The following is a 25,861-nucleotide window of genomic DNA, read 5'->3' as shown; positions in this document are numbered from 1 at the left end:
GATTTTTCGTATGCAGTTGAGTTTTGAACTTGTCACGTACGATGATGAACTGGACAGTTTTGAGTTGGACGAAACCATTTACCAGATAGAGTTGGATGATGAGGCGGCAAAGACCTATGAAGTAGTGAAGTCTTCAGATCTGCTTCTCTACAGCTGGCTGAAAAAATCCGACTTTTTTTTAAAATATATTAAAGAGGAGGTGTATCAAGATAGTGAGAATAAAAAAATTGCCATTAGCGATATCAACGGTGTGAGCTACAGGAGATTTTATTTTTTTAAAGTCACAAGTGGCGACAGCCATTATGAGTATTTTAAAAAACTTTTCAATATTCATGAAGAGTCGGAATGGCAAGACAGAGAAGATGTTGGAGAAGAGATTCTGGAACATTTATCAACAAGAAGGAAAGAGCTTATTCTTGAGCTGGGTTGATACAATCAAAATATAAAGGAGAAAAATTGAATAAAAAAACAGAAGAAAAAATAGCATCTGTCAGCAGACGTGATTTTTTTAAGAAAACGGCTTCTGCCGGTGCTGTTGCTGCAACCGCTGTTGCTGCACCAAGCGCAGTTTTGGCAAGTGAAGCAAGCACAAAAGATGATCCGAATATCGTTCATCATGTAAAGTGGGGTACTACACTTGGAGACGAGTGCAACAAAAACCCTTATGGTGTACCGTCAAAGTATGAGCATAATGTTGTCAGAAGAACATCAGCGCTCATGTCTTCAGCCGGAGATATGCACGCGGCCATTTCAATGACGCCGATCGCAGAACTGAAAGGTATTATTGTTCCAAACGGGCTACACTTTACACGTACACACAATGGTGTTGCACATGTAGATCCAAACAAGTGGAGACTGATGATACACGGTCTTGTAGAGAAGCCTATTGTGCTTACACTTGATCAGCTTAAGCGATATCCAAGCGAAAGCTTTATCTATTTCCTCGAGTGTCCTTCAAACTCCGCCGCCGAGTGGAAGGGGCCTCAGTTCGGTACGGCCCAGTTTGTCAAAGGAATGATGTCCTGTGCACAATGGACCGGTGTACGTCTTAAAACGATCCTCGATGAGATCGGACTCAAGCCTGAAGCGAAGTGGATGCTTGCTGAAGGTTCCGACGGTTCGGAGATGAGTAGAACACTGCCGGTTGAAAAAGTACTTGATGATGTCATCATCGCTTACGCACAAAACGGTGAGGCACTTCGTGATGAGCAGGGTTATCCTGTGCGTCTGTTCGCACCGGGCTGGGAAGCCAACCTGTGTGTCAAGTGGTTGAAGAGACTTGAGTTTGGTGATGAGCCATGGCATGCAAAAGAGGAGACTTCAAAGTATACGGCGTTGACAGCAAGCGGAAAAGCGATACAGCATTTCTATGCACTTGAGACGAACTCGATCATTACTTCTCCTGCTCCTGAAAAAGACTGGACAGACCTTAAAAAAGGTGATCTTGTCGAGATCGAAGGTTTGGCATGGAGCGGTTATGGAACCATTAAGGGTGTAGATATCAGTTTTGACGGTGGAAAGAACTGGGTTGAAGCACAGTTAAAAGGCTTGGTCCTTCCAAAATGTTGGACCAGATTCTCATATATGTACAAGTATGAAGGCAAGCCATTGTTACTGCAAAGCCGTTCTTACGATGACTCAGGCGATGTTCAGCCGACAGTCAACCAGGAAAAAGGTGTAGTGGGTGTCGAATGTGTTTACCACAGGAACGCAATCATCACATGGGCAGTAAATGAAAAAGGGGAGGTAAGCAATGTTCAAGTTAGATCGTAAATTAGTGACCCTCGGTATGACATTGATGATGAGCTCAACATTTGCTGTTGCAGCTGCCACTCAATGTATGCCGGGTGTCTATGAATCAAAACCGGGCGCGATCGACGGTGGTGTGATCTATCCGAGAAAAAACGGTGTTTACACAGCATATAGATACAACACACAGAGTACCAAAGGTATATGGTATGGCCGAACACCTACAGCGAACGAGATCAAAGCATGGGATGTCGACGCACGACCAGACGGTAAAGGTTTGCCTGAAGGTGAAGGCTCCGTTGAGCTTGGAGATGAACTTTTCGAAGCACAGTGTGCCGTGTGTCACGGTGAGTTTGGTGGCGGAGGAAAGGGTTACCCTCAATTAACCGGAGGTAATCAGGACAAAGATGAAAACGGTATTGTCAAAACGCTTAAAAACCAGAGAATCAAGCCGGGTATGGATGCACCAAAAAGAACAGTGGGTACCTACTGGCCATATGCCACTACATTGTTCACATATATCAGAGATGCAATGCCGTATGCACATCCAAAATCTTTGACTGATGATGAAGTATATGCGATCACTGCCTATATTCTTGCGCAAAATGAGATAAAGATAGACGGGGAAGAGTTGGATGATGATTATGTTCTTAACAGAGAGAAACTGATGAAAGTCGTTCTCCCTAACAAAGATGGTTTCTACCCTGATATCGATGGACCAAAAGGCCCTGCAAATGTCAAAGCATTCTTTGCTGACCGTGCCAAAAATATCGGAATGGGTAAAAGATGTATGAAAGACTGTAAAGATCCAAGTTCAGGACCTGGTGAAAAAGGACTTCCTCCGAAGGTAATGAAGATCAAGTATGAGATGAAAGACGTTGTACCTCCGTACGCTTATGCCAAAGATCTTCCGCCGGAGCCAAAAGGCCAGGGTGCTTCTAAAGGTCAGAAACTGTATGAGGCTTCCTGTAAGCTTTGCCACGGTACTGATACCATGGGTGCACCTAAGGTAGGTGACGCCGATGCCTGGAAGAAAGTCATGGAAAAAGGTATGGATAAAGTACTTGCAAATGCGATCAAAGGTACAGGTGCCATGCCTCCAAAAGGTGGAAATATGGACCTTAGTGATGCAGACATCAAAGAGATCGTTGAGTATATGGCGGGTGCAAGTAAATAAGTGAAATTCACTTTTACTTCACAATAAAACAATAAAATATTGCAAGCGGAGGTGACTCCTCCTGCAATCCAAATTCAAATTAAAGGAAACACAATGGAAAGAAGAAAATTTTTAGGCTTGGGACTTGCAGCAGCAGCAGTAATGTTAACACCAATGGCAAAACTACATGCTATAAACTTTAGAGAGACTAAACCAAAAGCCTGGGAAGCAGCGAAATCTACAGATGCAATCAAAGCATTGTTTGGGGATGCTCCACTGGAAAAAACAGACAAGATCAAATTTGTAGCGCCAAAACTGGCAGAAAACGGTGGATCGATTCCTATTACACTTAAAAGTGACCTGGACATTGAAACGATCGCACTTTTCCAAGATGCAAACCCCAGATCTCTATCAGTAGTATTCTCTGTGCCGGAAGGTCAAAAAGTAGATTACTCATTCAGAATTAAAATGAGACAAACTGCACTGGTTACAATCGTAGCAAAAACAAGAGATGGAAAACTCTATACAACTGGAAAAGAGATCGATGTATCTATCGGTGGATGTGGTGGTTGATTCAACCTCTATCGCAGTAGACTGAGAAATGAATTGAGTAAAAAAAGATATACATAAAAATTTAAAAAAAGGATACAAAATGGGTAAAATGAAAATCAAAGCAAAAGAGAAAAATGGCGTTGTTCAAGTAAAAGCAATGTTTAAAAGTCTTATGGCTGACAAAGAAGAGGCTGAGAAAAAGAAAATTGACGTTCAGTATATTAAGCGTATTGTAGGAAAGGCAAATGGTAAAGTTGTCTTTGAAGCTGACACAAGTGGATTTATGTCGGAGAATCCATTGATAAAATTCTCGTTTACGGGAGCGAAAAAAGGTGATGAACTGGTATTTGAAGTTACAGATAATAATGGTAAAACAAAGATAGGTAAGAAGAAAATAAAATAAGGGACACTTATGAAAAGTCTATTAGCTATATTAATAATAGTGGCATTTGCTGCGGCAATACCCTTTATTGGTAATAAAAGTATAAAAGTCGAACACCCGAGCCATCTGGATGCTGATGGTAACTTCATTGTTCATGAGTGGGTCAAACCACATACGGGTGGCGGTCCCGACTGGAACTACAACTTAAAGCCGGTACAGGTAAGTGAACGTGTATGGTGTTTCTTCGGTGCGCTCGAAATGCCGACAAAAGATAATGCCGGATACATGTCAAACAGTTGTTATATCAAAGGTGATGACCAGTGGATCGCTTGGGATTCAGGCCCGTCATATATCTTTGCAAAACAAGCGTATGCTGAGATGAAAAAAATCGCTGATATGCCTGTGAAAACAGTTATTATCAGCCATGAGCATGATGACCACTGGTTGGGTAACAACTTCTATAAAGAAGTATTCGGTGCTACGATCTATGGTACGCCATTGATCAATGAGGACTATTACGGTCCGAGACATGTTGATGGGAAAGATTATCCCGGTATGCAAACCAGAATGATCAAGGCACTTTACCAGAATGCAATCAGAGGTACCGTGCTTGCAAAAGTGGATAAAACATTTGAAGAGACTAGCAAGTTCACTATTTCCGGTGTGAATATGGAATATGTAAGAGTCGGTTATGCCCACTCTGAAGATGACTGGTTCCTCTATTTGCCGGATGACAAAGTAGTATTGGCTGCTGATGTTGTTATGAACGGTAGGGTAACTTCGAATAGAGACGGTATTGTTGTCGGACAGATCAATGCGATTAATGCGATCAGAGCCAGAGAATGGGAACACTTGGTTCCGGGACATGGGTTTATCACTGACAAATCGGCGGCAGATGAGTCCGTACAATACTTCGCATTGCTCAAAGACAGAGTCCTTGCAAAAATGGAAGAGGGTGTCGTTGCCGATCTTATTACCAAAGAGGTGACTTTACCGGAATTCAAAGACAAAGACCTGTACTGGATACTTAGTCCAGGAAACGTATTTAGATCTTATGAAGAGCTGGAAATGTTCGATGAAGATGATCTGATCGACTACAGTGCTGAAAAGAGTGATGGCGGTGGTGACGATCAAGAGAAAGACGAGGAAGCGTAAAAGAAGTGCAGTTTAAACGACTTGTTTTTATGCTCCTGACTGTTATCGGCATAGCGTTTGCCAATGACATCGATCTTGATCAGATTGTACATGATGCAAAAAAAACCAATAAACATATATTGGTTTTTTTGCACATCACAGGATGTAACTACTGCCTCAAGATGCAAGAGTTCACTTTTGATGATGAAAAGGTAGAAGCAGAGATAAAAAAAGATTTTATTTTTGTAGATATCAATGTTCGTGATGAAGGCATTGTATCTTTTGACGGTTTAAAAGTCAGCAAGCTTAAGTTTGCAAAAGAGATAGGATACCCCATGTATCCAAGTTGTCTATTCTTTGATCAGAATGGAGAACTTGTATATGATGAAGTAGGCTACAGGGATGAAGCTAAATTCCTTGATACTTTACATTTGGTGAGCACCAAAGCCTATAATGATGTAGAGTAATGAAAGTAAATAAAATGACTAAAGTCGGTAATATTCATTCATTATTTTATTCCTCTGTCGATGGTCGCAGCGCTGCTGATGAGATGCTCCTGGATACCAAAGGCATCGTGAAAGACAAACACTACAACCAAAACATACAGAGGTCCGTCCTGCTTACTTCGATGTACAGCTATGTACTTGCGAAAAAGCACGATATTGAGCTGCCTCATGGTGTATTGGGTGAAAATATTCTCATGGATTATAATCCGTACCATCTTCCGGGCGGATCAAGACTTCAGATCGGCGATGCTGTTTTGGAGATCAGCCAGCACTGTACACTATGTAAAGGCCTTTCGCAGGTAGATGCAAAATTGCCGAAACTCCTTAAAAATGACAGAGGCATTTTTGCCAAGGTGACAGAACCCGGAAAGATCAGAACGGGCGACGATATCTATCTTTTAGATTGACCCTATGCCACAATGCAACAGTATGCTTCATGCTGAGAAAGACACACATTTCCCTATAAAATATAAGATTGATATGCAAGGAATATAAATGAAAAAAATATTATTTGGTGTTGCTGTTCTGGGCGCTACATTACTGTGGGCGCATGGTGCGGACTACAATCTTGCGGAAGCTGCCAGAAAGAGAGGTAACTACAAGAAAGCTGTGAAATATGCCCTCAGGCAGCTGAAATCGGATATCGAAACGTATGGGGTAGATGGTAAAGAGAATATTATCAGTTATTCCAAGATAGGATACTACTATGAAAAGATGGGAAAGTACGATGAAGCCCTGCAGTACAATCTCAAAGCACTGGAACTGCAAAAGAAACTCCTGGATGAAGATGACAGAACCGAAGCAACAACCTACAATAATATAGGCGGTATCTACAGTAAGCAGGGGAAATACAAAGAGGCGATCGATAATTATCTGATCTCTCTTAAAATACAAAAGAAACTTTTTGGAGAAAATTATCGTGCGTCAGCCATTACCTACAGCAACATAGCCGGGGTCTACCGAAAGCAGGGGAAGTACAGTAAGGCACTGGAGTATTATAAAAAGGCGCTGGTGATACGAAAAGAGACTTTGGGTGAGGAGCATTATGCTACGGCTTTGACCTATAGCAATATAGGATTGGTTTACTTTAAGCTTGGGGAATATAATAAAGCATTGAAGGAATTGAATAAAACCTTAGAAATACGGGAAAAGATATTTGGGGAAGGACATTCAATAGTGCGAAAAACACAAAGCAATATTGATTATGTCAAAAAAGAAATGATGAAAAAAAGTAAAAAAGATCATCAATAGTTTTTGAATTAAATTGCATAATGTAACACATTTGGTTTACATTAGCTTATAACACCACATAAAGAATAAAAAAAGTGATTTATTATGGCTTTTCTGATAAGATAATTGATACAAAATCAACATTAAAGGAAACAACATGAAGTTAAAAGGTTTGGTAGTAGCACTATTGCTAACATTTGGAGTAGCGGTAAATGCTGCGCAGGATATCCGTATTTATACGGCAGACAATCAAGGCGGTAAAGTAAACGCAAAAACGATCGAGAAAGCATTCAAGGATGCAGGTTTCTACATTACCGGTAACAATGATATGAATAAAGCGTTTGAGGCTAAGTTCAAGGATCACGCGCATGATGCATACAATCTTATGACGCTCCATAAAAAAGATGCAGTGACCAAACTGCTGAAGAAGTATCCAAATATAGCCCTGTTTACCCCACTGAGTATGTCTATCTTTACCAAAAAGGGTGAAAAAAACATTTCCGTATCATCTATGTCTGCAGCAGGTATTGCCAAGATCACCGGTATTCCTGCGGATAATGCAGATCTTGTTGCCTATATGAAAGACGTTGCGGATGTTCTCGCAAAGGCTATGCCAAACGGTAAATTTGAAGATACTCACTATAAGATAGCAAAGCCGGAAGGTGACCTTGTCAAAAGATTTACAATGGAAATGGATGTAAAGCCTGACGAGATAGAGGATGAACTGGATGGACTTCAGGAAGAGCTGGAAGCTGGACTTGAGACAGCAGGCTTTGTTCTGGCGGGTTACAATAAACTTGGCGATGATCTGGCAAAAGCGGGAGATGACACGTATGACTTTTTTGATGTATACTCCATCTGTAAAGTAGCAGTGATCTATGAAGTCTCCAAGACTCACCCTGAAGCAGGTGCCTTTGCCCCATGTTCTTTCTCTATGTATAAGAAAAAAGGTGATAAAACCGTACACTTCGCTTACCCGTCTGTCTATAACTGGATCAGTTCTATCGATGTAACTGATAAAGCATCAAAAGATGTACTGCTTAAAGCACAAAAAGCAATGAATGCAGCTGTAAATGAAGCAACAGAAGAATAATAAAAACATATCTTCTTAACCTATAACTCCTCATCCAAGGATAGAGGAGCTTATGGCCCTCCACGTAAATCATCTCTTCATTTCAATAAAGTTACAATTTAAACATATGTGCAAATACCAAAATTTTGTACTGGGTATGGTTTAGCTTTATATCTGTAATGTTTCATATGAAGATGTTATTGTATGGGAAGTAATAATGTTGTCAATTCAAATTGAAATTTGAATTGACACAATCTAAAATTTTTGATTTGCAGTAATTGGCTATTTGGCACCAAACATATCAAAATATAAAGCATCAGCCCATGACAGAATAGAGTCAGCATCGACCTTACCGGTTTTTTTCCAGTTTTCGTTACTTATTGTCTCCGTAAAACTAAACTTCTGCCAGTCTATAAATTTTATATTTTTTGGATTTTTGTCTTTTTTGTCAAAAGAATATTTGGTATAGATATAGATAGCATTAAAAGGTTTTAGGGAAATAGCAGAAAAGCACAGGGTTATAGGTGATTCCCACCTAGGTGACTGTTCTTTGTTGATACGTCGCGCAACAACTTTTCCGACATATTTTCCTTCAATATTTGAGGTATTCCCAGATTTGGAAAAGCCCATTGGCCTTGCATCCCCGGCAATAAATATGTTTTGTTCACCTATGACTTCATAGGTGATGGGATTGATGTGCCCCTCCATCATATCTTTGGCATCTTTTGCAAATCCCATGGTTTCTATGATCTTTGCACCTCTGACACGAGGGTAGAAAGCAGCATCTGCAAATGTGAATTCATCCATCTCGGTTGTAACCACTTTTTTGTCCAAGTCAATATTTTTAATCGTGCTGTTTGGAACATATTCTATGTAGTCGGCGTAGAGTTCGTCAAAGGCAGAGGAGAAGCCTTTCTTTTTAATGGTGATCGCATTGTTCTCATCCAAAATAATGACTTTTGCTTTGAGCTTTTTCTGTTTAAAGTAGTCTGCGATCAGACAGGCTCTCTCATAGGGAGCAGGAAGGCATCTGTAGTTCCCGCCGGGAACGGTAAGGATAAAGTTTCCCTCTTTAAAATTGTGTATTTTATTTTTGATCGTCATATGTTCGGAGCCCGGGATGAAGCCTGCGGGATACTCCTGTCTTAATCTTGCAACCAGTGCCGTATCCGTCGTCCATCTGGAGTAATCATAGTCTATGCCCGGAGAAAGGACAAGATAATCAAATGCGATATCTCCCTGCGTCGTTTGCAGAATACGATTTTTTTTATCTACATTGATGGCTGTTGCATTGAAAAAAGTGTAGTTGTAGTTTCGGGCCGCCTGAAGGTAGTCATGCGTAATGTACTCAAGGTTGACTTTGTCGACCAGCCATAAATTACTTATGGGACAAGAAATAAACTCATGCCTGCTTTCAACCAAAACTACATCAGCCTGGGGAGAGAACTCTTTTACGGTTTTTGCAATAGAGAGTCCTGACCATCCACCGCCCAAGACAACTACTCTGGGCTTATTGGTGTCAGGAATAGCCGCTTTGTTGCTTTTTGGCAGTGTTTTTTCTTTTGGAGTGCCGGCAGTTTCACTTCCGCAGAGGGAAGAGGCGATAGTGAGACCGGAGAGTGCTAAAAATTTTCTTTTTGAAGAATCCATAGATAATACCTCATTATGTTAAATATATATAAGTAATTATAGTATCTTTTTAGTGCTTATTGAGTGCTTATCCGAAAGCGCTCACTTCAAAGTAGTGTATAACTTCCCGGGTAAGTGTAGCCTCTTTTCTTCTTTTAAAATGGTCGTCCAGGTCAAAACCATCTTTACCGTAACCCTCTTTGTATTCCTTGATGAAAGCATTGTAAAGGTCTTCTTTTATGGCAGTAATCTCATAAGTGACTTTGTCGAAAATGCCTTTTTCGCTTTTGCTCTGTTCACGTTCTTTTTCATGCAGATTGATACCGCCGTACCTGTTTTCAGGCTCCTGGGTAATATTCATTTCAAGGTGTGCTCGTATGGAGGCAAACACATGTTCGAGCTGAAGAAGCGGCATACCCTCCGGCAGAGCTTCAACAATAGTTGCTTCTTCTGCCGTGTATCCCCAGTTTCCTGTTAGTGGAAGGTCCACGTCAAAGGTTGATCTTATCAGTTCCCGGATACCGGCAGTCTTCTGCACTTTTTTAAAGGTTGTCATTTATTTCTCCTTTTTTAATTCAACTTCATCGAGTACGTCATACCAGCCTGCCAGTTCTCTACTGCCTTGCACTACGGCAACAATCTTGCCGTCAGCAGTCAAAAAGTAGTGCATGGGCACGCCGTATTTTTCAAATTTGTCAGGAATTTCATGCCGGTCTCTTGACATATAGAGCAATACATACTCTTTTTTCATAGTCTCTATGAGCTCTTTGTTTGAAAGAGTTTGTTTTTTAAATCTGTCGCAATGTCTGCATTTGTCTGCACCTACAAAAAGGTAGACCATCTTATGCTCTTTTTTTGCTTTTGCCAGAGCATTTTGGTAGTTGTGCTCCCAGTTAAGTTCTATAGCATCAAGGGCAGAGATGAGCAGAAACAGTGAAAGTAATACTTTGCCTATGAATGAAAATCTATGCATAGTTGCCCTTTATGTGTCGATAGCGTATTATAACCCAGCATCCTGAATACTTTTTTGTCACCACAGGGGAGTACCCGGAAGGAGTTACTTTTTATTAGCGTTGCTTTGCTATAATACGCTTCAAATAGTATATGACGTAAAAGGCAGATAATTTGTTAAAAAAACTATTGCATGAACCACTGTTGCACTTTTTGGTGTTGGGCGGTTTACTCTTTCTTGGTTACTCTTTTGTTCAAAACGGTGAAGATGAAGAGAACAGTATCGTTATTTCCAAAGGGAGAATAGACCAACTCACTTCAGATTGGGAAAAAAAGTTTTTTCGTACACCTACAAAAAAAGAAAAACAGAAAATGATAGAGAATGAGATCTATACCACTGTGTTATATAAGGAAGCTTTGAAAATAGGCTTGGATAAAAATGACGACGAGATCAAAAGACGCCTTGCGCAAAAAATGGAGTTTGTCGCTTACGACACGTATGAACTTCCGGAGCCCAGTGACGAAGTGTTGAAAAAATATATGCAGGAACATCCGGAGAAATACAGAGGAGAAGAGAAGATACATTTTACACAAAGTATGATGGGAGATGATGCAACGCAGTTTGAGAAAGAGTATACGCTCACAAAATTTGAAGCAAGCAATATCTTCGGACGTGCGTTCTCAGATATGCTTTTTACACTGAAAGCAGACGGGAAAGTACATAAAATAGAATCTACATACGGTGTGCATGACGTACGTGTCATAGACAGGCCTACCTCAAAGCCGAAAACCTTTGATGCGGTGAAGGAAAAGCTTAAAGGCGATTACCTGAATGCACAAAGAGAGCAGAAAAACAAAGCAATTTATGAAAAACTGAAGTCACAGTACACTATCAGTATAGAAGAGAAGTAAAGTGTTTTATAAAATAGTTTTTCTTTTTACCTTTCTTTTTTCTCTTGCACAGGCAGACCTCATACGGCCTGTCTACCTCGAGGTTATCCAAAAAACCCCGGACAGTTATGCACTGTTTTTAAAGGTACCGGCAAAAGGCGATGCAAAGACCCCCATGAAAGTGAATGCCATAGAGGGATGTGAAGAGAAGGGGGAACACGTCAGAGAGTCTAAAAAAGGTGTTTATTCGGATAGATATACTTTGGTATGCGCACAGGGCCTCAAAGGAAAAACGATCGAGGTGCAGGGACTTGAAAATACAAAAAGAGATCTGCTTTTGCGTTTGGAGTTTCTGGACAGCACTTCCCAATCCGCACTGCTTGACCCCTTGCATAATTCTTATACAGTCAAAGAGCGCACGCCTTCTGCGCAAGTTATGAAAACCTATACATGGCTTGGGATTACCCATATCCTGATGGGCTTTGATCACCTTTGTTTTGTTTTTTTACTTTTAGTCATTGTTAAAAACATGCGGCGGCTCTTATGGACTATTACCGCCTTTACTCTGGCGCACAGTATCACTATGGCAGCATCAACACTGGGTGTTGTGCATTTGCCGCAGCAACCGGTTGAGGCGATGATAGCCTTGAGTATACTCTTTCTGGCTATGGAGATCGTGCATGAAGAACAGGGCAAGCCAGGTATCACTTCGCGATACCCCTGGCTTATTGCTTTTACGTTCGGGTTACTGCACGGCTTTGGATTTGCGGGAGCACTTGCCGAGATAGGATTGCCCCAGGAAGCGATTACACTGGCACTTATTTTCTTCAATATCGGGGTAGAGTTGGGCCAGTTGATATTTGTGACTATTGTGGTATTTGTAGCTCTGTTGCTCCGGCATTTAATAGATGCAAAGCTCATGGAGAAAGTAGAAATGTTCATTGTTTATGGAATAGGTGGACTTTCCGCTTTTTGGGTATTTGATAGAATTTTAGCTTTTTGATAATAATAACGAAAAAAGCGGTTGCTATTACTTGCGATGGGGGGAGTGATATAGAATTGTAACCAAAAAATATTAATATTTTATATTTTGCTACTTTTGTTTGGGGATAGAAGGATATTGCCTCTGGATTAAGTTTAGGATGTGTATAATGAACATGAAAAAAGATTTTTAATTAATTTGGAGGTTTAGAATGAAGAGAATTGTTATTGCTGCGCTGCTTGCCGGCAGCAGTTTGATGGCGGCAGATACGGTAAAGACAAGTGACTCAGGTACTTTTGCGACAAAAAATATAGATGGTGCAGCAATCTACAAAAGACAGTGCGCAATATGCCATGGAGAGAAGGGTGAAAAAAGTCCTGCAAAAGGGATTGCACCGCTGGCCGGAAGAGATGCGACGATCCTGGCACTGAGAATAAGGGCATATCGGGATCAGGATAACGATATCGGAACATATACTATGCACAAAAGTAATGAGGTGATGAAGTTCGAAACTATCAAGCTTTCTGATATGCAAATTGGTGCTCTTGCAAAGTATATCAGCAGTTTAAAATAAGGTTTTTCTCCTCTCTTTCTCTCTGATAAATTATGGCAGGGAGAAAGCTTTATCGTGACACTTTTCCTGTAAAATATTTTGTTATGCTACCTCTTTGTCATTTGTTTGTGAAGAATATGCTTCTATAGGCCTGCTTCCTGAATGGCTTCCGTTTGGGCATGTGCTATCAGGGGATCGATGACAAGCTTGAGATTACCGTTGTTCATAATGTCGTCCAGGGCATAGAGTGTCAGCCCGATACGGTGGTCGGTGAGTCTGTTCTGTGGGTAGTTGTAGGTTCTGATCTTCTCGGAACGGTCGCCTGATCCAACTTGTAGTTTTCTCTGTCCCGCTGTTTCGTCAAGCTGCTTTTGCAGTTCAGATTCATAGACACGGGCTTTGAGAACTTTCATTGCTTTGTCCCTGTTCTTGTGCTGTGACTTCTCATCCTGTATCGCTACGACGATACCAGTGGGAATATGCGTTAGACGTACGGCGGAGTCAGTAGTGTTGACAGACTGTCCCCCGCAGCCGCTTGAACGGTAGACATCCATTTTCACTTCGTTGGGCTTGATATCCACTTCGACATCATCTACTTCCGGGATCACGGCTACCGTAATGGCGGAAGTATGGACGCGTCCCTGTGTTTCTGTGTCGGGTACTCTCTGTACACGGTGTGTCCCCGCCTCATACTTGAGCTGTGAGTAGACTCCCTGTCCCTTGATCTCAGCAATAAGTTCCTTGTACCCGCCTGCCGTACCATCATTGGTACTGACGATCTCCACTTTCCAGCCCATCTGCTCGGCATAGCGCGAGTACATTCTGAAAACATCCGCAACGAAAAGTGCACTCTCGTCACCGCCGGCACCGGCACGAAGTTCCAGGAAGATGTTCTTATCATCGTTCTTGTCTTTGGGGATCATGAGTATTTTGATCTCCTCTTCGAGTTGTGGCAGCATCGGTTCGAGTTCGGAAAGTTCTTCCTTTGCAAGATCTCCCAGCTCTTCGTCTCCCAGCAGTTCTTTGTTCTCTGCAATGGCATCGGCTGTCTCTATGTAGAGGTTCGCTTTTTCTACAAGGGGGGCAAGTCCTGACTGCTCTTTGCTGAGTTCTGTCATACGGTTGATATCGCTGGCGATATCCGGAGAGCTCAAAAGTTCGCTGATCTCATTATATCTGTCTATGAATGGTTGAAGTTTTTCTTTGAACATTGTCGTTCTTTATATTGGATTGTAAGGATTGGTGAGATAGGCCGAGCCGGAAGGCTGACCCGTTAGGCTGAAACTGACTATGCAGCTTCGATTTTGTTAACCATTTTATGAAGGCGGCTAACTTTTCTTGCAGCAGTGGCTTTCTTGATGAAACCTTTGCTGACAAGTGAGTGTATCTGCTTGTTTGCTACTTTGAGTGCTTCCTGTGCAGCTGTCATATCAGCTGCTTCTACCGCCTCATGTACTGCTTTGGTAATGTTCTTGATTCTTGTTCTGTAGTATCTGTTTCTTTCTGTTCTTTTTGCTGTCTGCAAAATTCTCTTTTTTGCCGATTTGTGGTGTGCCATCAAATGTTCCTTTTAAAATGTAATACCCTTGCTGCCGGTGACCAAAAAGAGGTAACCATAGAAGACTTTTGGGTGAAATTAGTGCGCGAATGATATCCAAAAAAATATTAAAGTTTTATTAAAATAGGTTGCATATGAACTGTTTAGATGATGCAGGTTGAGTTAGATTAATCTATTTTAAGTAAAATTAGCACTAATTATAGAATGCATAGAAGGATTGGGATTATGACACTTTTTGGAACGGATGGCGTAAGAGGAGAAGCAGGCAAGAAAGTTTCTGCAGTCAATACAATGCGTTTGGCTATGGCTACGGGGATCTACTTTAAACAATTCGCCAAAACCAACAAGATACTGGTAGGCAAAGATACACGGCGAAGCGGTTATATGATAGAGAATGCATTGGTGTCAGGCTTGACTGCTGTAGGATTCGATGTGATCCAGATAGGGCCCATGCCTACCCCGGCTATTGCTTTTCTGACGGAAAATATGCGCTGTGATGCGGGGATTATGATCTCAGCGAGCCACAACCCCTATTATGACAATGGTATCAAGTTTTTTGACAGCGAAGGGAACAAGCTCAATCGTGGCGAGGAGGAAATGATAGAAGAAATTTTTACAGATGATGAGGCTTTGGGGGAGGCCCAGGTGACAGGCAAGCTTATCGGAAAATCCAAAAGGATCGACGATGTCATTGGGCGGTATATCGTACATATAAAGAACTCTTTTCCCAAACATTTGAGCCTTGCTGGAAAGCGTGTAGTGATAGACTGTGCGAACGGTGCGGGTTATATTGTCGGGCCTACGGTACTGCAGGAGCTTGGTGCTGAAGTGGTTGTTGTAGGTGATGAACCTGATGGCTTTAACATCAATGAAGGGTGTGGAGCGATGCATCCTGAAAACCTTGCCAAAGTGGTACTCGATAAACGTGCGGATATAGGACTGGCACTGGATGGAGATGCAGACAGACTGGTCGTAGTTGATGAAAAAGGCGAGACGGTAGATGGAGACAAGCTTATGGCTGTACTGGCCGTACATCTCAAAAATACAGGTGAACTCAGGGGTGACGGAATGGTCGCTACGGTCATGAGTAATCAGGGACTGGAGGAATATCTTCTTGAGCATGGTATTACCGTGTACCGTTCTGCTGTGGGTGACAAAAATGTCGTTGAAATGATGCAGGAGAAAGGTGTGAATTTCGGTGGAGAGCAGAGCGGGCATATCATCTTCTCCGATTATGCGAAGACGGGTGACGGTATCTCGTCTGCTCTGCAGGCACTGGCCTATCTTGTCAGTACGGGCAAAAAGGCCAGTGAGGCGTTCAATCCTTATGAATCTTATCCTCAAATGCTGGTTAACCTTCCGATCGAAGAGAAAAAGCCCCTTGAGAGTATTGAAGGACTTGAGCAATTGATGGAGCATGTGGAAGCAGAGGGAATGCGTCATCTTTTCCGATATTCCGGTACGGAGAACAAGATCCGTCTTCTGCTTGAAGGGAAGAATGAAAAAGCACTTGAGACGATGATGGATGAATGTATGGATTTCTTTAAAAGAACACTTGTCTGATGCGATCTTTCGCTATTTTTCTGCTTGTGGCCATTGGGATATTCATTATAGATCAGAACATCAAAACCCTTTTTCTTGAAGGGTATTATCGGGGAGGAAGCTGTATAGACCTCTCTCTGCATTTTAACAAGGGCGTGGCTTTCTCGATGTTCGCGTTCATAGGGCCGTACCTGAAATGGGTGCAGGCACTTTTGATAGGCGGGATACTCTACTATGTGCTCTCAAAGGGATATCTTAACCGCTATGCTTTCCCGGCAGGCCTGTTGATAGGCGGTGCACTGGGAAATCTGTATGACCGTTTTGTGCATGATGGAGTGGTGGACTATGTGGCATGGCATTGCGGCTTCAACTTTGCCGTGTTCAATTTTGCGGATGTGGCGATCGATCTTGCGGTGGTATGGATTTTTATCATGGTTTACTTCTTTCCTCCAAAGCATAAGACAGTATGAAGATACTCTTTGTTGTTCTGATTTTGGGACAAATGCTGGCAGCCGGTGTGTTTGGTGCCAATATTGTTCCACAGAAGATAGATAAGGAGAAACTGTGGATCCGCATACTTGACCAGAAAGAACTCTCTTTCCTGGAAATAGATGATGTGAAATTCTCCGAGATATCCGATCTGGCATACGATAAAAAGGTCAAATCCCTTTTTATGGTCAGCGATGAGGGGAAACTCTTTGAGTTCAAAGCTGTTTTTGCAGATAAAATCAAAAGGCTTAAACCGCAGAGGGCAGGGAGATTGCTCAAAAAGAACGGGAAAAAATTCAAGAAATGGCGTCGTGACAGTGAAGGGATGACACTGGATGGAAAAGGCCGGCTGCTGATCTCTTTTGAGGAGAAACCGAAGATAGGTTGGTTCCATAAAAATTCGGACAAATACGGCCGCCTGATCAAAAAATACAAACTGCCAAAAAAGCTGCGCAGCATGAAACGATTTCGCAGCAAAAACAAAGGGATGGAGGCACTGGCCTGGCACCCGAGGTACGGCATCCTGACCGCGCTGGAATATCCGCCCAAAGGGGTAGATAAAAAACGCCAGAGCATCTACGCTTTGAGCGGAAAAGAGTGGCATTTCAAAGCCGAACCCGAAATGAACAGCGCCATCTCGGCAATAGAGGTGATGGACGATGGGAACATCCTTGTACTCGAGCGTTCTTTTACGGGGTACATGAATCCTTTCGTGGTGACACTGAAAAAGGTTTACATAGACCGATGCAAGAAAGGAATGTGCCCCGCGAAGGTCCTTGCAAAGATGAACAGCCACAAAGGCTGGGATGTGGACAATTTTGAAGGTTTGGCAAAAGTGGGGAAGCACCGCTATGTAATGATCAGCGATGACAATGACAATTTTTTTCAGAAAACGCTTCTGATCTATTTTAAGGTGAAAGAGAAATGAAGTATATAGTGTACATGATCATAACGGTTCTGTTATCAGTGATGGTCTTCTTTGGTAGCAAGGCATACAGTGAAGCAAAAGCCTATGAGACAACGACACTTTCCCTTATTGATGAGATGAGTGCTGAAAAGCTGGCAAAGTTCCAGCTTAAAGAGCTGGCGGAAACTGTTTCTCTTGGATTTTATAAAAACAGGAAGAAGGGACTTCTGGAGACGCTGAAGAAAACACAGCAAATGCATAAAGAGCAGAGTCAGAAATATGCAATGTATGCATTGTTACCATTTTTGGGTGTGCTGGCAAGCTATTTTTTCATCTCTTTACGTGCTTTTACTTTTTTCGGTGCCGTCGGGGCATTGATAATGCTTGCTTTCGGATTGATCGTGCCCGTTATGATGGTGACCATACATAAAGAAGTGGAGTATCTTGGGGATGTAGTGCTCTCGTTCGAATCCAAAGGGGTAATAGGCTCCATTTCCAAACTTTTCGAGAATGGTGATACGGTAGTTGCACTGGTCATACTGCTTTTTTCCGTACTCATTCCCCTGCTCAAGACCTTTTCCATGATGGTTGTATCGGTTTTTATGGATACCCCGTTTGTGCATGGCATTGTCAAGTTCTTCAAAATGATAGGGAAATGGTCGATGGTCGATGTTTTTGTCGTGGCGACCTTTTTGGTCTACCTGACCGTGAACAAAGGGGATGTCAGTCGAGCTGAGGTTGAGGTGGGGCTCTATTTCTTTTTAGCTTACGTGATAGTCTCAATGCTGGTCAGCCTGAGTGCAGACAAGATGCTGCACAGGCAAAACAGCGTTAGATGACCATATTTACATCGGCATGGTCCTGGAAACATTTGAAGAGCTTGTCTCTTTCTTCCTGACTCTCTACCTGGCATGATGCGTTGTATGTGGTGAACTTTCCCGTTCTTGAACGGTTTCCCAGAGAGCAGAGGTGTTCCTTCTCTCCCATGACCTCTTTGATGCAGGCTTTGAGCTTCTCTTCATCCCTTCCGATGATCTTAAATCCCCAGTTCGTCGGATACTCTATCTGTGGTTTTTCCTGTGTGTTGTTATCTAAAATCATGTTGACTCCTTTAGTGGCTTTGGGCTAATATACTCTGTTTTTGTAAAACGGAATGCGACTTAAGTATCATTATGCTCTATTGAAGTCTCCTGATTTACCGCCACTTTTGTGTTCGAGCTGCACATTCCTGATGACCATGCCTTTGTCAATAGCTTTGAGCATATCGTAAATGGTGAGCAGACCCACGCTTACACCGGTCAATGCCTCCATCTCCACACCGGTCTGCCCGTTCAGCTTGGCTGTGACCGTCAGTTTGAAGCCCGGTAGATCAGGGAGTTCTTCAATATCTGTTTTAACCGAAGTGAGCATCAGTGGGTGGCACATAGGGATCAGTGTACTGGTCTGCTTGGTTCCCTGAATGGCGGCAATGACGGCGGTCTGGAGTACCGGCCCTTTTTTTGCCGTGTTGGCAACGACTGCATCGAAGGCTTCCTTTCCCACTTCGATGATGCCGCTGGCCGTAGCAATGCGGGTCGTGTTGTTTTTGTCGGAGACATCGACCATTTTGGGTTTGTTCTGTTCGTCGAGATGCGTGAGGTTCAAAAGTTTTTCCTTCAAGTTTTTGTATATTTTAGCATAGCAGCACTTCTATGTAAAGCAGAAGAGAGTCACCTTATTGACGAAAATAAGGTTGATCTGACGAAAAAAATAATAAAATGACGTAAATATAGTGAAAAAGCTTGACTTTTATCATCAAATAAAGATAGAATACATCAAATGATAAAGGAGCAGTATGACGTATGCATATTTAAGACAGATGCCTGACAATGCAAATTTGTCAGATCAACAGCGTAACATTCTCTCGTTTTCATTGACTCAGGGTATGGAAATAGACAAAGAGGTGATAGAGTATTCTACCAAAAACCATCCTATAGAAGAGCGGAAACAGTTTGAGGAGTTCCTTCACTCTGTAGAAGATGGGGATACATTGGTAGTAGATACCCTTTCGGTACTGAGTGACAAAGCTGAAGAGATGATCAAGGTATTCAATTGTATGTTGAGCCGTGACATCGACCTCTATGTGGCCAGTCTGCAGCTGCATGTCACCAAAGAGACACCCATCGTCAAAATATTTCCTTTACTGAACGATCTACGTGAAGCACAACAAGCCAGGTCGAACCAGATAGGACGCCCCAAAGGGAGCCGTTCTTCTTCAAAATTCGATGTCTATCAGGCACAGATCATCTCTCTGCTGAGAGAGGGAATGAATGTGAGTGCGATCGCCAGAGAGTTGGGGGTAAGCCGCAGTTCTTTGAAAGATTATATTGAGTCAAGAGGAATCAGAGAGTTGGTAGAGGGGTCATGGATGGAAATCAACACCCTTAAGCAGGTTCCGGGTGTAGACAATACCATATTAATCTGCCCGTTCGATCAAGAAAACCAAAAACAAACATCACAACAGAAAGAAAGGATATCATAATGGAAGCAGTAGCACAAAACAGCGAAGAAGTGGTAAAAAAGCCGAAGAAAAACCAGGCAAAAGAATATTTGAAAGGGTGGGTACCGTACCGTATCAAACGGTATTGGGTCTATGCAGTCGTAACCATTGTTGCTTTAGTCATGCCGTGGATCACGATCAACGGGAACCACTTGTTCCTCTTGAGCTTTGACCATAAGAAACTGCACCTTGCAGGGGTAGCATTCGATATGCAGGAGCTCTACTTGATGCCGTTCCTTCTGATGCTTTTATTCCTGGGGATTTTTGCTGTCACAGCGGTTGGTGGTAGAGCCTGGTGTGGGTGGGCCTGTCCTCAGACAGTCTTCCGTGTTATTTACAGGGACTTCATTGAAACGAAACTGCTTGGCCTTAGAAAACGTATAAAGAACAAGCAGAAAGATCCCGATATGAGCAAGCCGGAAAATCAGGTAAAGAAAGTGGTAGCCATACTGATATGGTCCGTTCTGGCACTCATCGCCGCCGCGGATTTTCTCTGGTATTTCGTACCGCCTGAAGATTTTTTCCAGTATATCCAGCATCCGGCAGACCATACGATATTGATGGGTATGCTGATTGGTATAGCACTCTTTATCATTGCCGATGTGGTGTTCATTAAAGAAGATTTTTGTATTTATATCTGCCCCTACAGCCGTGTGCAGTCCGTACTTTATGACGATGATACGATCATGGCGATATACGACCCGCATCGTGGAGGGGATATCTATGAAGGACATGGTAATGACCGACATAAGAAATATACCAAAACAAAAGATCTTGTGGCAGATGAACCGTACGCAGAGTGTACAACCTGTGAGAGTTGTGTGACAGTTTGTCCTACACATATCGATATCCGTAAAGGTCTGCAGCTTGAGTGTATCAACTGTCTTGAGTGTGTGGACGCCTGTACGACCGTTATGGGCGCACTTGGAAAACCTTCACTTGTCAGATGGTCCAGTGAGAATGAAGTGATTTACCAGAAAGGGAAAACGAATTACTTCAGACCGAAGGTTATTGCATACTTTACCGTACTGGTACTGGTTCTGGTCGCGCTTTTCACGATGGGAAGCAAAAAAGAGCATATGCTGCTTAACGTGAACAAAACGACAAGACTGTATAAAATACTGGATCATGGCGGGGTTGAGAACGATTATATCTTCCTGTTTGCCAATACGGATAGCAAGAAGCATACCTATTACTTTGAGATCGAGGGAGATCTTAAAAATAAAATTGAGATCGTCAGACCAAAAGAGCCGTTCAGTATTGCTGCGGGTCAGAAGCGTAAAAAAGTGGTTGTGCTCAGAACCAATGAGAAACTGGCGAATGATACACGAAAAGACGTACCGATCCCTGTAACGATCAAAGCGTTTGCGACGGATGACAAAGAGAAGATCGTGGTAGAGAGACATACAGTATTTGTCTATCCTCGTGCGGACCTCATAAAAAAATAAGGAGATGTAAATGAAGAAAGTACTGGTATTAGGCGGCGGATTTGCCGGTGTTGAGGCTGCTATCTATTTGAGAAAGCAGGAGCTTGAAGTGACTTTGGTAAGTGACAGGGACTTTTTTTATATCTATCCGACATCGATCTGGATACCTACAGGTGAAGCCACAATGGAGGATGTTTCTGTACCTCTGGATGAACTTGCCTTTGCCCACGGTTTTCAGCTCATCGTCGATCCGGTAACAGCCCTGGATGCAAAAGCCAAAAAAGTCACGCTTCAGAGCGGACGGGTATTGGATGAATATGAGTATATTGTCGTAGCCATGGGGCAGGAGAAGATCAAACTCGAAGGAATGGAAGCACATTCTCTTTCTATATGTGGAAAACCTGAGGAAGCGACTGCCCTCCATGAAAAATTGGATGCACTGGTACAGAAAGGGCATGGAAAGATTGCCATGGGATTTGGTGGCAATCCAAAAGATACTTCCGCTGTGCGGGGAGGGCCTGCTTTCGAGGTACTTTTCAATGTCGATACCTATTTGAAGGGCAAGGGGATCCGTGACAATTTTGAGTTGACATTCTTCGCGCCGATGGAGAAACCGGGTCAGAAGATGGGTGATAAGGCTTTGGTGATGATGGATAAGATGTTCAAGATGACCCATATTAATAAAAAAATAGGGGTGAAGATCACGGCTTTTGAGGAAGACGGTATTCTTTTTGAAGATGGTACAAAACTGGAATCGGATCTTACTATGTTCATTTCTGCCGGGGTGGGGCACAGTATCATCGCGGAATCCGGCTTGCCTTTGAGTGATGCAGGATTTGTCGTGACCAACGAATACAATGAGATTGAAGGCTTTGAAGGTATCTATGCCATTGGAGATACCGCTTCCCTGATGGGACCGGAATGGAGAGCCAAGCAGGGGCATGTTGCAGAAGTGATGGCCCGAAACGTCGCCTATAACATTTTCCAGCATATGCAGCGCATAGACTCCAAACATAGTTACATGGAACATCTCAATATTCTGTGTGTGATGGATACCGGGAATGGTGCCGCCTTTGTTTATCGTGACAACAAAGGGGGCAAAATGATCCCTATGCCGATCGTAGGGCACTGGATGAAGAAAGGGTGGGGCTGGTACTGCCGAAACTCCAAACTCGGAAAGATCCCAAGATTGCCGGGAATGTAATTTGAAAAGCAAATTACATTTCTGCTAAATAATCAATAACAAGGAAAAGAATTAATATGAAACAAATAACAGTTTTGGAAAAATATCCGGTATTTACTTTGGAAGTGAATAAAGGTGAGACAAGTTACACAAGTATAGATGAAATCTTTGCTTTTTTGAGATCACAGATCGAAGCACATCCTATCGCGACCTATATTGGGGAGTTTGATCATTATGCACATACTTCTTCGCTGGAAGAAGGCAAGATCAATGAAGAGATCAAGGCTGCCAAAAATATCATCTGCTGTTTTGGCAAAGTATTGCCTAAGCCTGAAGTTTTGGCAGTGAGACCAAGATCTATTGGTGTTGCAGAAATGACAGACAGCTTTGTTATAAGCTTTTTGGAAGCACCGAATCCTGATGCCAATGGAGCTATGGAAAAGTGGGTTAAGGATATTGTGAACACAAAACATTAAAGTGTTACCATAAGATACATATACCCTTTTATATATCGTTAAACAGGGTGGTTCCTCTTTTTTAAATAGATTGAAAAAGGACAAAAAATCATTTAATTTTTTAATTAAGACTAAATTTATCCTAATTAAGTCATAATACATTTATCAAACTTAATTAAAGGATATTAAATGGCAACAGTAACATTTAAAAACGACATCGTATGTAACCTCGCAGGTAATGAGATCAATGTAGGTGACACGGCACCGGTAGTAACAGTAGTAAACTGTAACCCAATGCTTCAGGACGAGCAGGTAGGCGGAGAAGGTAAAGTGCAACTTGTAGTAGCGGTTCCTTCACTTGATACAGGTGTATGTGATGCAGAAACAAGAAGATTCAACGCTGAAGCAGCTGGCCTTGACGGTGTAGAAGTGATCACAGTATCTATGGATCTTCCATTTGCAGCGGCAAGATGGTGTGGCGCAGCTGGAATCGAAAACATCAAAGTCTGTTCAGACTTTAGAAACAAAGATTTCGGTAACGCTTACGGTGTACTTTTGGCAGACGGTCCTTTGGCCGGTGTTCTTGCAAGGGTGATCTTCGTGATCGGTAAAGACGGGAAAGTGACTTACAAGCAGACTGTTCCTGAAATTACAGAAGAACCTAACTACGAAGAAGCGCTTGAAGCTGCTAAAGCTGCTGCTAACGCGTAATCCCTCATTCAAAGTCCTTTCCGGGCTTTGAATTCTCACGTCTTTTTATATTTACCCTTTCTACCTCTTTATATTTTTTCAAATTTTCGTTACAATCCTTTCATGAATACTAAAACAAACTTTTTACTCTTAATGGTCTTGGCACTTTTTTTATCGGGATGTCAACTCAATGGACCCAAAGACAGATATAATCTGGCTGAATGTAAAAAAGAGTTGTTGACAGCGGAAGACTACTCTGAAGCAGATGCCATTGACAGGATCGTTGTGGTTAAAAAAGAGCGCAAAATGTACCTTTACAAAGACGGTAAGGTCAAAGGCGTATTCCCCGTATCTCTGGGAAAGAATCCTGTAGGCGATAAGCAGCAAAAGGGAGATTACCGTACGCCTGAGGGTGAGTTTTTCATTCACAGAAAACTCTGTTCTCCCAAATACTACCGCTCTTTATGCATCTCCTACCCTCGGCCGGAAGACAAAGCACGGGCCAGGGCAAGAGGCGTGAACCCAGGAGGTAATATTACGATCCATGCACAGCCTAAATGGAATGCAGACGGCAAGGGTGACCAATATACACTGAACAGAAACTGGACACAGGGGTGCGTTGCAGTAACGAACAGCTCCATGAAAAAACTCTGGTACGCGGTGCGAGAGGGCGTTCCGGTCATGATCAAGTAGCGGAATCGAAAAGGAAAGAGCATATTGGCATTTACACAGAAGCAGATAGACAAATTCAACCGGCAGAAATATATTACCGAACTTGAAAAGATCAGTAAAAACCTGTTTCGTATGTTCCGTGACGAGAAAGTGGATGCAGAGGAGTTTCAGGCCAAATTCACTCTGTTAAAAAAGAAATTCGATGCAAAAAGTGAAATACAGCTTGATTCGGAGTATCATCGGCAGTTGAAGGATTATATAGGGAGACTTTTTGGACAAACATGTGATAATGAAGCTTTTGACGATAAGATATTCAGTGACATACGAGAGGCGGAAATGAGCAATCTCAACCGTCTGCAAAAACTGAAAAACGGTAGTTCTTATAAAAAAGAGAAACATAGATCAAAACATAAAAATGAAGATTGGGGATAGAATGATAAAACAGATAACAGTACTTTCAATTATGGGAATAGTAGTTTTTATAAGCGGATGTGGTGAGCCTCAGGCTTATGGGAAAGTAGACAATACGCCTTATGCCATAAGTGAGTGTAGACAGGAACTTGCACATGGTACGGATGTGGAAGCTGATAAACTTGCAGACAAGATTGTTGTCTATAAAAAGAAACGAGAACTTTCTATGTACCGTAAGGGGAAATTGCTCTATGCTTGTAAGATATCCCTGGGAAAGAATGGGGACAAAGGGAACAAGATCCAGGCAGGTGATTACCGTACACCGGAAGGCAGTTATTATATTGTTCGCAAAAAATGTGACCCGAGACTCTATAAATCTCTGATGATATCCTACCCGAATGAAGAGGACAAGGCAAGAGCGAGAGCACACGGAGCCAAACCAGGAGGTTATATCACTATTCATGGACAGCCTAAATGGAATGCAGACGGGCATGCTGACCGCTACACATTGGCACACGATTGGACAGAGGGATGTATGGCCGTACCGAACAAAGCCATCGATACACTTTGGCGATCGGTAAAAAACGGTGTCAAAATAGATATTCATCCATAATTTCAACTAATCTTGGGACTTTTAGCTAAATTTGATAAATCTTATAATATGATATTGAATAATATTGGATATTAAAGGAGAAAAATATGAAGAACGTATTGATTGCAGTGGGTATGATTATGTCATTTGGACTGCTGTTTGCAGGGGGAAATGTTTCACCGGTAGCACCGATTTCGGAATCGGGAGCGAACTGTTATCCTGATGATGTTTATATCGAACCGGATGTACAGCTGATGTGGCAGGACCAAAAGTATATGGATAAAGAGGATGGTGCATACAAGAGAAATCGTTCTTATGGTAAGGCCGGAAGCTGGAAGCATGCCGCGAACTACTGTAGAAAACTTGACTATGCGGGATATACGGACTGGAGATTACCTACTGCTGATGAATTACAGCATGTACATAGAATAGAGGGACAGGTATTTAAGTATTACAGAGGACGGGATTTCTGGACTTCAACTCCGGCATCGGTTGGAAAATACTATGTCATTTACCCGGCAGATGCATATCGTTACGAGCATAAAACAAAAAGATCAAACTATATAAGATGCGTACGTTGTACAGCATCAGATGTAGAGAAGTAATCAT

General features: G+C 42.3%; 33 protein-coding genes. 26 read left to right on the top strand and 7 right to left on the bottom strand.

Annotated features, from left to right (window positions below; all coding sequences use genetic code 11):
* Positions 1-10: 10 nt before the first annotated feature.
* The 10 genes from YH65_RS10435 to YH65_RS10390 all read left to right on the top strand — a co-directional run bounded on the left by YH65_RS10435 (position 11) and on the right by YH65_RS10390 (position 7,802).
* On the top strand, positions 11-430 hold the full coding sequence (locus YH65_RS10435) for a hypothetical protein (protein WP_046551820.1): 420 nt from the start codon (positions 11-13) through the stop codon (positions 428-430).
* Between the two features lie 26 nt (positions 431-456).
* A complete protein-coding gene (soxC, locus tag YH65_RS10430) occupies positions 457-1,773 on the top strand; it encodes a sulfite dehydrogenase (RefSeq protein WP_046551819.1) in 1,317 nt (438 codons plus the stop codon).
* Positions 1,754-2,926, top strand: coding sequence for a c-type cytochrome (locus tag YH65_RS10425; protein WP_046551818.1), 1,173 nt, complete (start codon positions 1,754-1,756; stop codon positions 2,924-2,926). Before soxC ends, YH65_RS10425 begins: the two co-directional genes overlap by 20 nt.
* 93 nt (positions 2,927-3,019) lie before the next feature.
* On the top strand, positions 3,020-3,478 hold the full coding sequence (soxY, locus tag YH65_RS10420) for a thiosulfate oxidation carrier protein SoxY (protein WP_041672614.1): 459 nt from the start codon (positions 3,020-3,022) through the stop codon (positions 3,476-3,478).
* A 79-nt stretch (positions 3,479-3,557) separates the two neighbouring features.
* The gene (gene soxZ, locus YH65_RS10415; protein WP_046551817.1) at positions 3,558-3,860 is read left to right on the top strand and encodes a thiosulfate oxidation carrier complex protein SoxZ; all 303 of its coding nucleotides are present in this window, start codon (positions 3,558-3,560) and stop codon (positions 3,858-3,860) included.
* 9 nt (positions 3,861-3,869) lie between these two features.
* Complete coding sequence (locus YH65_RS10410; RefSeq protein WP_046551816.1) at positions 3,870-4,994, top strand: MBL fold metallo-hydrolase; 1,125 nt, start codon at positions 3,870-3,872, stop codon at positions 4,992-4,994.
* Between the two features lie 5 nt (positions 4,995-4,999).
* Positions 5,000-5,440 carry a thioredoxin family protein gene (locus tag YH65_RS10405; RefSeq protein WP_154806497.1) on the top strand — a complete coding sequence of 147 codons (441 nt, stop codon included), beginning with the start codon at positions 5,000-5,002 and terminating at the stop codon, positions 5,438-5,440.
* A 14-nt stretch (positions 5,441-5,454) separates the two neighbouring features.
* Positions 5,455-5,886 carry an MOSC domain-containing protein gene (locus tag YH65_RS10400; RefSeq protein WP_046551814.1) on the top strand — a complete coding sequence of 144 codons (432 nt, stop codon included), beginning with the start codon at positions 5,455-5,457 and terminating at the stop codon, positions 5,884-5,886.
* 88 nt (positions 5,887-5,974) lie between these two features.
* Entirely contained in the window at positions 5,975-6,730 is a 756-nt protein-coding gene (locus YH65_RS10395; RefSeq protein WP_046551813.1) for a tetratricopeptide repeat protein, read from the top strand.
* Between the two features lie 136 nt (positions 6,731-6,866).
* Positions 6,867-7,802, top strand: coding sequence for a DUF302 domain-containing protein (locus tag YH65_RS10390; protein WP_046551812.1), 936 nt, complete (start codon positions 6,867-6,869; stop codon positions 7,800-7,802).
* A gap of 261 nt (positions 7,803-8,063) precedes the next feature.
* Here the strand turns inward: YH65_RS10390 and YH65_RS10385 are convergent, their stop codons facing one another.
* The 3 genes from YH65_RS10385 to YH65_RS10375 form a co-directional block, all read right to left on the bottom strand.
* Positions 8,064-9,431 (bottom strand): FAD-dependent oxidoreductase, encoded by a 1,368-nt coding sequence (locus tag YH65_RS10385; protein WP_046551811.1) that lies wholly within the window; start codon positions 9,429-9,431, stop codon positions 8,064-8,066.
* Between the two features lie 67 nt (positions 9,432-9,498).
* Positions 9,499-9,966 carry a hypothetical protein gene (locus YH65_RS10380; protein WP_046551810.1) on the bottom strand — a complete coding sequence of 156 codons (468 nt, stop codon included), beginning with the start codon at positions 9,964-9,966 and terminating at the stop codon, positions 9,499-9,501.
* Positions 9,967-10,383 (bottom strand): thioredoxin family protein, encoded by a 417-nt coding sequence (locus YH65_RS10375; RefSeq protein WP_046551809.1) that lies wholly within the window; start codon positions 10,381-10,383, stop codon positions 9,967-9,969.
* A 152-nt stretch (positions 10,384-10,535) separates the two neighbouring features.
* Here YH65_RS10375 and YH65_RS10370 point away from each other — a divergent pair, with 152 nt between their 5' ends.
* The 3 genes from YH65_RS10370 (at position 10,536) to YH65_RS10360 (ending at position 12,808) form a co-directional block, all read left to right on the top strand.
* The gene (locus YH65_RS10370; protein ID WP_046551808.1) at positions 10,536-11,273 is read left to right on the top strand and encodes a peptidylprolyl isomerase; all 738 of its coding nucleotides are present in this window, start codon (positions 10,536-10,538) and stop codon (positions 11,271-11,273) included.
* A gap of 1 nt (position 11,274) precedes the next feature.
* Entirely contained in the window at positions 11,275-12,255 is a 981-nt protein-coding gene (locus YH65_RS10365; protein ID WP_046551807.1) for a HupE/UreJ family protein, read from the top strand.
* 190 nt (positions 12,256-12,445) lie between these two features.
* Positions 12,446-12,808 carry a c-type cytochrome gene (locus YH65_RS10360; RefSeq protein WP_046551806.1) on the top strand — a complete coding sequence of 121 codons (363 nt, stop codon included), beginning with the start codon at positions 12,446-12,448 and terminating at the stop codon, positions 12,806-12,808.
* A 122-nt stretch (positions 12,809-12,930) separates the two neighbouring features.
* Here YH65_RS10360 and prfA read toward each other — a convergent pair whose 3' ends face one another.
* Together prfA and rpsT are read right to left on the bottom strand one after the other, a co-directional pair.
* Positions 12,931-13,998, bottom strand: a complete 1,068-nt coding sequence (gene prfA / locus YH65_RS10355; RefSeq protein ID WP_046551805.1) for a peptide chain release factor 1 — start codon at positions 13,996-13,998, stop codon at positions 12,931-12,933.
* A gap of 77 nt (positions 13,999-14,075) precedes the next feature.
* Positions 14,076-14,345, bottom strand: coding sequence for a 30S ribosomal protein S20 (gene rpsT / locus YH65_RS10350; protein WP_046551804.1), 270 nt, complete (start codon positions 14,343-14,345; stop codon positions 14,076-14,078).
* Positions 14,346-14,570: 225 nt separating this feature from the next.
* Between rpsT and glmM the strand changes: the two genes are divergently transcribed.
* Genes glmM through YH65_RS10330 form a run of 4 tightly spaced genes read left to right on the top strand, consistent with a single transcriptional unit; the run spans position 14,571 to position 18,122 of the window.
* Positions 14,571-15,908: a phosphoglucosamine mutase gene (gene glmM / locus YH65_RS10345; RefSeq protein WP_046551803.1), complete on the top strand. Its 1,338-nt coding sequence runs from the start codon at positions 14,571-14,573 to the stop codon at positions 15,906-15,908.
* The gene (gene lspA, locus YH65_RS10340) at positions 15,908-16,357 is read left to right on the top strand and encodes a signal peptidase II (RefSeq protein ID WP_046551802.1); all 450 of its coding nucleotides are present in this window, start codon (positions 15,908-15,910) and stop codon (positions 16,355-16,357) included. The genes glmM and lspA overlap by 1 nt, the downstream gene beginning before the upstream one ends.
* Complete coding sequence (locus YH65_RS10335; RefSeq protein WP_046551801.1) at positions 16,354-17,304, top strand: esterase-like activity of phytase family protein; 951 nt, start codon at positions 16,354-16,356, stop codon at positions 17,302-17,304. Before lspA ends, YH65_RS10335 begins: the two co-directional genes overlap by 4 nt.
* On the top strand, positions 17,301-18,122 hold the full coding sequence (locus tag YH65_RS10330) for a paraquat-inducible protein A (RefSeq protein ID WP_046551800.1): 822 nt from the start codon (positions 17,301-17,303) through the stop codon (positions 18,120-18,122). The genes YH65_RS10335 and YH65_RS10330 overlap by 4 nt, the downstream gene beginning before the upstream one ends.
* On the opposite strand, the gene YH65_RS10325 is transcribed toward YH65_RS10330, so the two are convergent.
* Together YH65_RS10325 and moaC are read right to left on the bottom strand one after the other, a co-directional pair.
* Positions 18,115-18,384 carry an HP0495 family protein gene (locus tag YH65_RS10325; protein WP_046551799.1) on the bottom strand — a complete coding sequence of 90 codons (270 nt, stop codon included), beginning with the start codon at positions 18,382-18,384 and terminating at the stop codon, positions 18,115-18,117. The two genes, YH65_RS10330 and YH65_RS10325, sit on opposite strands and share 8 nt — an antisense overlap.
* A gap of 69 nt (positions 18,385-18,453) precedes the next feature.
* A complete protein-coding gene (gene moaC / locus YH65_RS10320; RefSeq protein WP_046551798.1) occupies positions 18,454-18,927 on the bottom strand; it encodes a cyclic pyranopterin monophosphate synthase MoaC in 474 nt (157 codons plus the stop codon).
* 190 nt (positions 18,928-19,117) lie between these two features.
* Here moaC and YH65_RS10315 point away from each other — a divergent pair, with 190 nt between their 5' ends.
* From YH65_RS10315 to YH65_RS10275, 9 genes are all read left to right on the top strand, one after another.
* The gene (locus YH65_RS10315) at positions 19,118-19,804 is read left to right on the top strand and encodes a recombinase family protein (protein ID WP_046551797.1); all 687 of its coding nucleotides are present in this window, start codon (positions 19,118-19,120) and stop codon (positions 19,802-19,804) included.
* Positions 19,804-21,270: a cytochrome c oxidase accessory protein CcoG gene (gene ccoG, locus YH65_RS10310; protein WP_179944235.1), complete on the top strand. Its 1,467-nt coding sequence runs from the start codon at positions 19,804-19,806 to the stop codon at positions 21,268-21,270. The genes YH65_RS10315 and ccoG overlap by 1 nt, the downstream gene beginning before the upstream one ends.
* Positions 21,271-21,280: 10 nt before the next feature.
* A complete protein-coding gene (locus YH65_RS10305) occupies positions 21,281-22,453 on the top strand; it encodes an NAD(P)/FAD-dependent oxidoreductase (protein WP_046551796.1) in 1,173 nt (390 codons plus the stop codon).
* Between the two features lie 56 nt (positions 22,454-22,509).
* Positions 22,510-22,908, top strand: coding sequence for a DUF6858 family protein (locus YH65_RS10300; RefSeq protein ID WP_046551795.1), 399 nt, complete (start codon positions 22,510-22,512; stop codon positions 22,906-22,908).
* A gap of 168 nt (positions 22,909-23,076) precedes the next feature.
* Positions 23,077-23,598, top strand: coding sequence for a thiol peroxidase (gene tpx, locus YH65_RS10295; RefSeq protein WP_046551794.1), 522 nt, complete (start codon positions 23,077-23,079; stop codon positions 23,596-23,598).
* Positions 23,599-23,700: 102 nt separating this feature from the next.
* Positions 23,701-24,270, top strand: coding sequence for a L,D-transpeptidase family protein (locus tag YH65_RS10290; protein ID WP_046551793.1), 570 nt, complete (start codon positions 23,701-23,703; stop codon positions 24,268-24,270).
* Positions 24,271-24,294: 24 nt separating this feature from the next.
* Entirely contained in the window at positions 24,295-24,681 is a 387-nt protein-coding gene (locus tag YH65_RS10285; protein WP_046551792.1) for a hypothetical protein, read from the top strand.
* Between the two features lie 31 nt (positions 24,682-24,712).
* The gene (locus tag YH65_RS10280; protein ID WP_245609198.1) at positions 24,713-25,273 is read left to right on the top strand and encodes a L,D-transpeptidase family protein; all 561 of its coding nucleotides are present in this window, start codon (positions 24,713-24,715) and stop codon (positions 25,271-25,273) included.
* Positions 25,274-25,359: 86 nt separating this feature from the next.
* Positions 25,360-25,857 carry an Lcl C-terminal domain-containing protein gene (locus tag YH65_RS10275; RefSeq protein ID WP_046551790.1) on the top strand — a complete coding sequence of 166 codons (498 nt, stop codon included), beginning with the start codon at positions 25,360-25,362 and terminating at the stop codon, positions 25,855-25,857.
* Positions 25,858-25,861 lie beyond the last annotated feature (4 nt).

Source organism: Sulfurovum lithotrophicum (assembly GCF_000987835.1).
Classification (GTDB): domain Bacteria; phylum Campylobacterota; class Campylobacteria; order Campylobacterales; family Sulfurovaceae; genus Sulfurovum; species Sulfurovum lithotrophicum.
The sequence above is the reverse complement of the archived record's forward strand: the minus strand, read 5'-3'. Positions and strand labels throughout refer to the sequence as shown.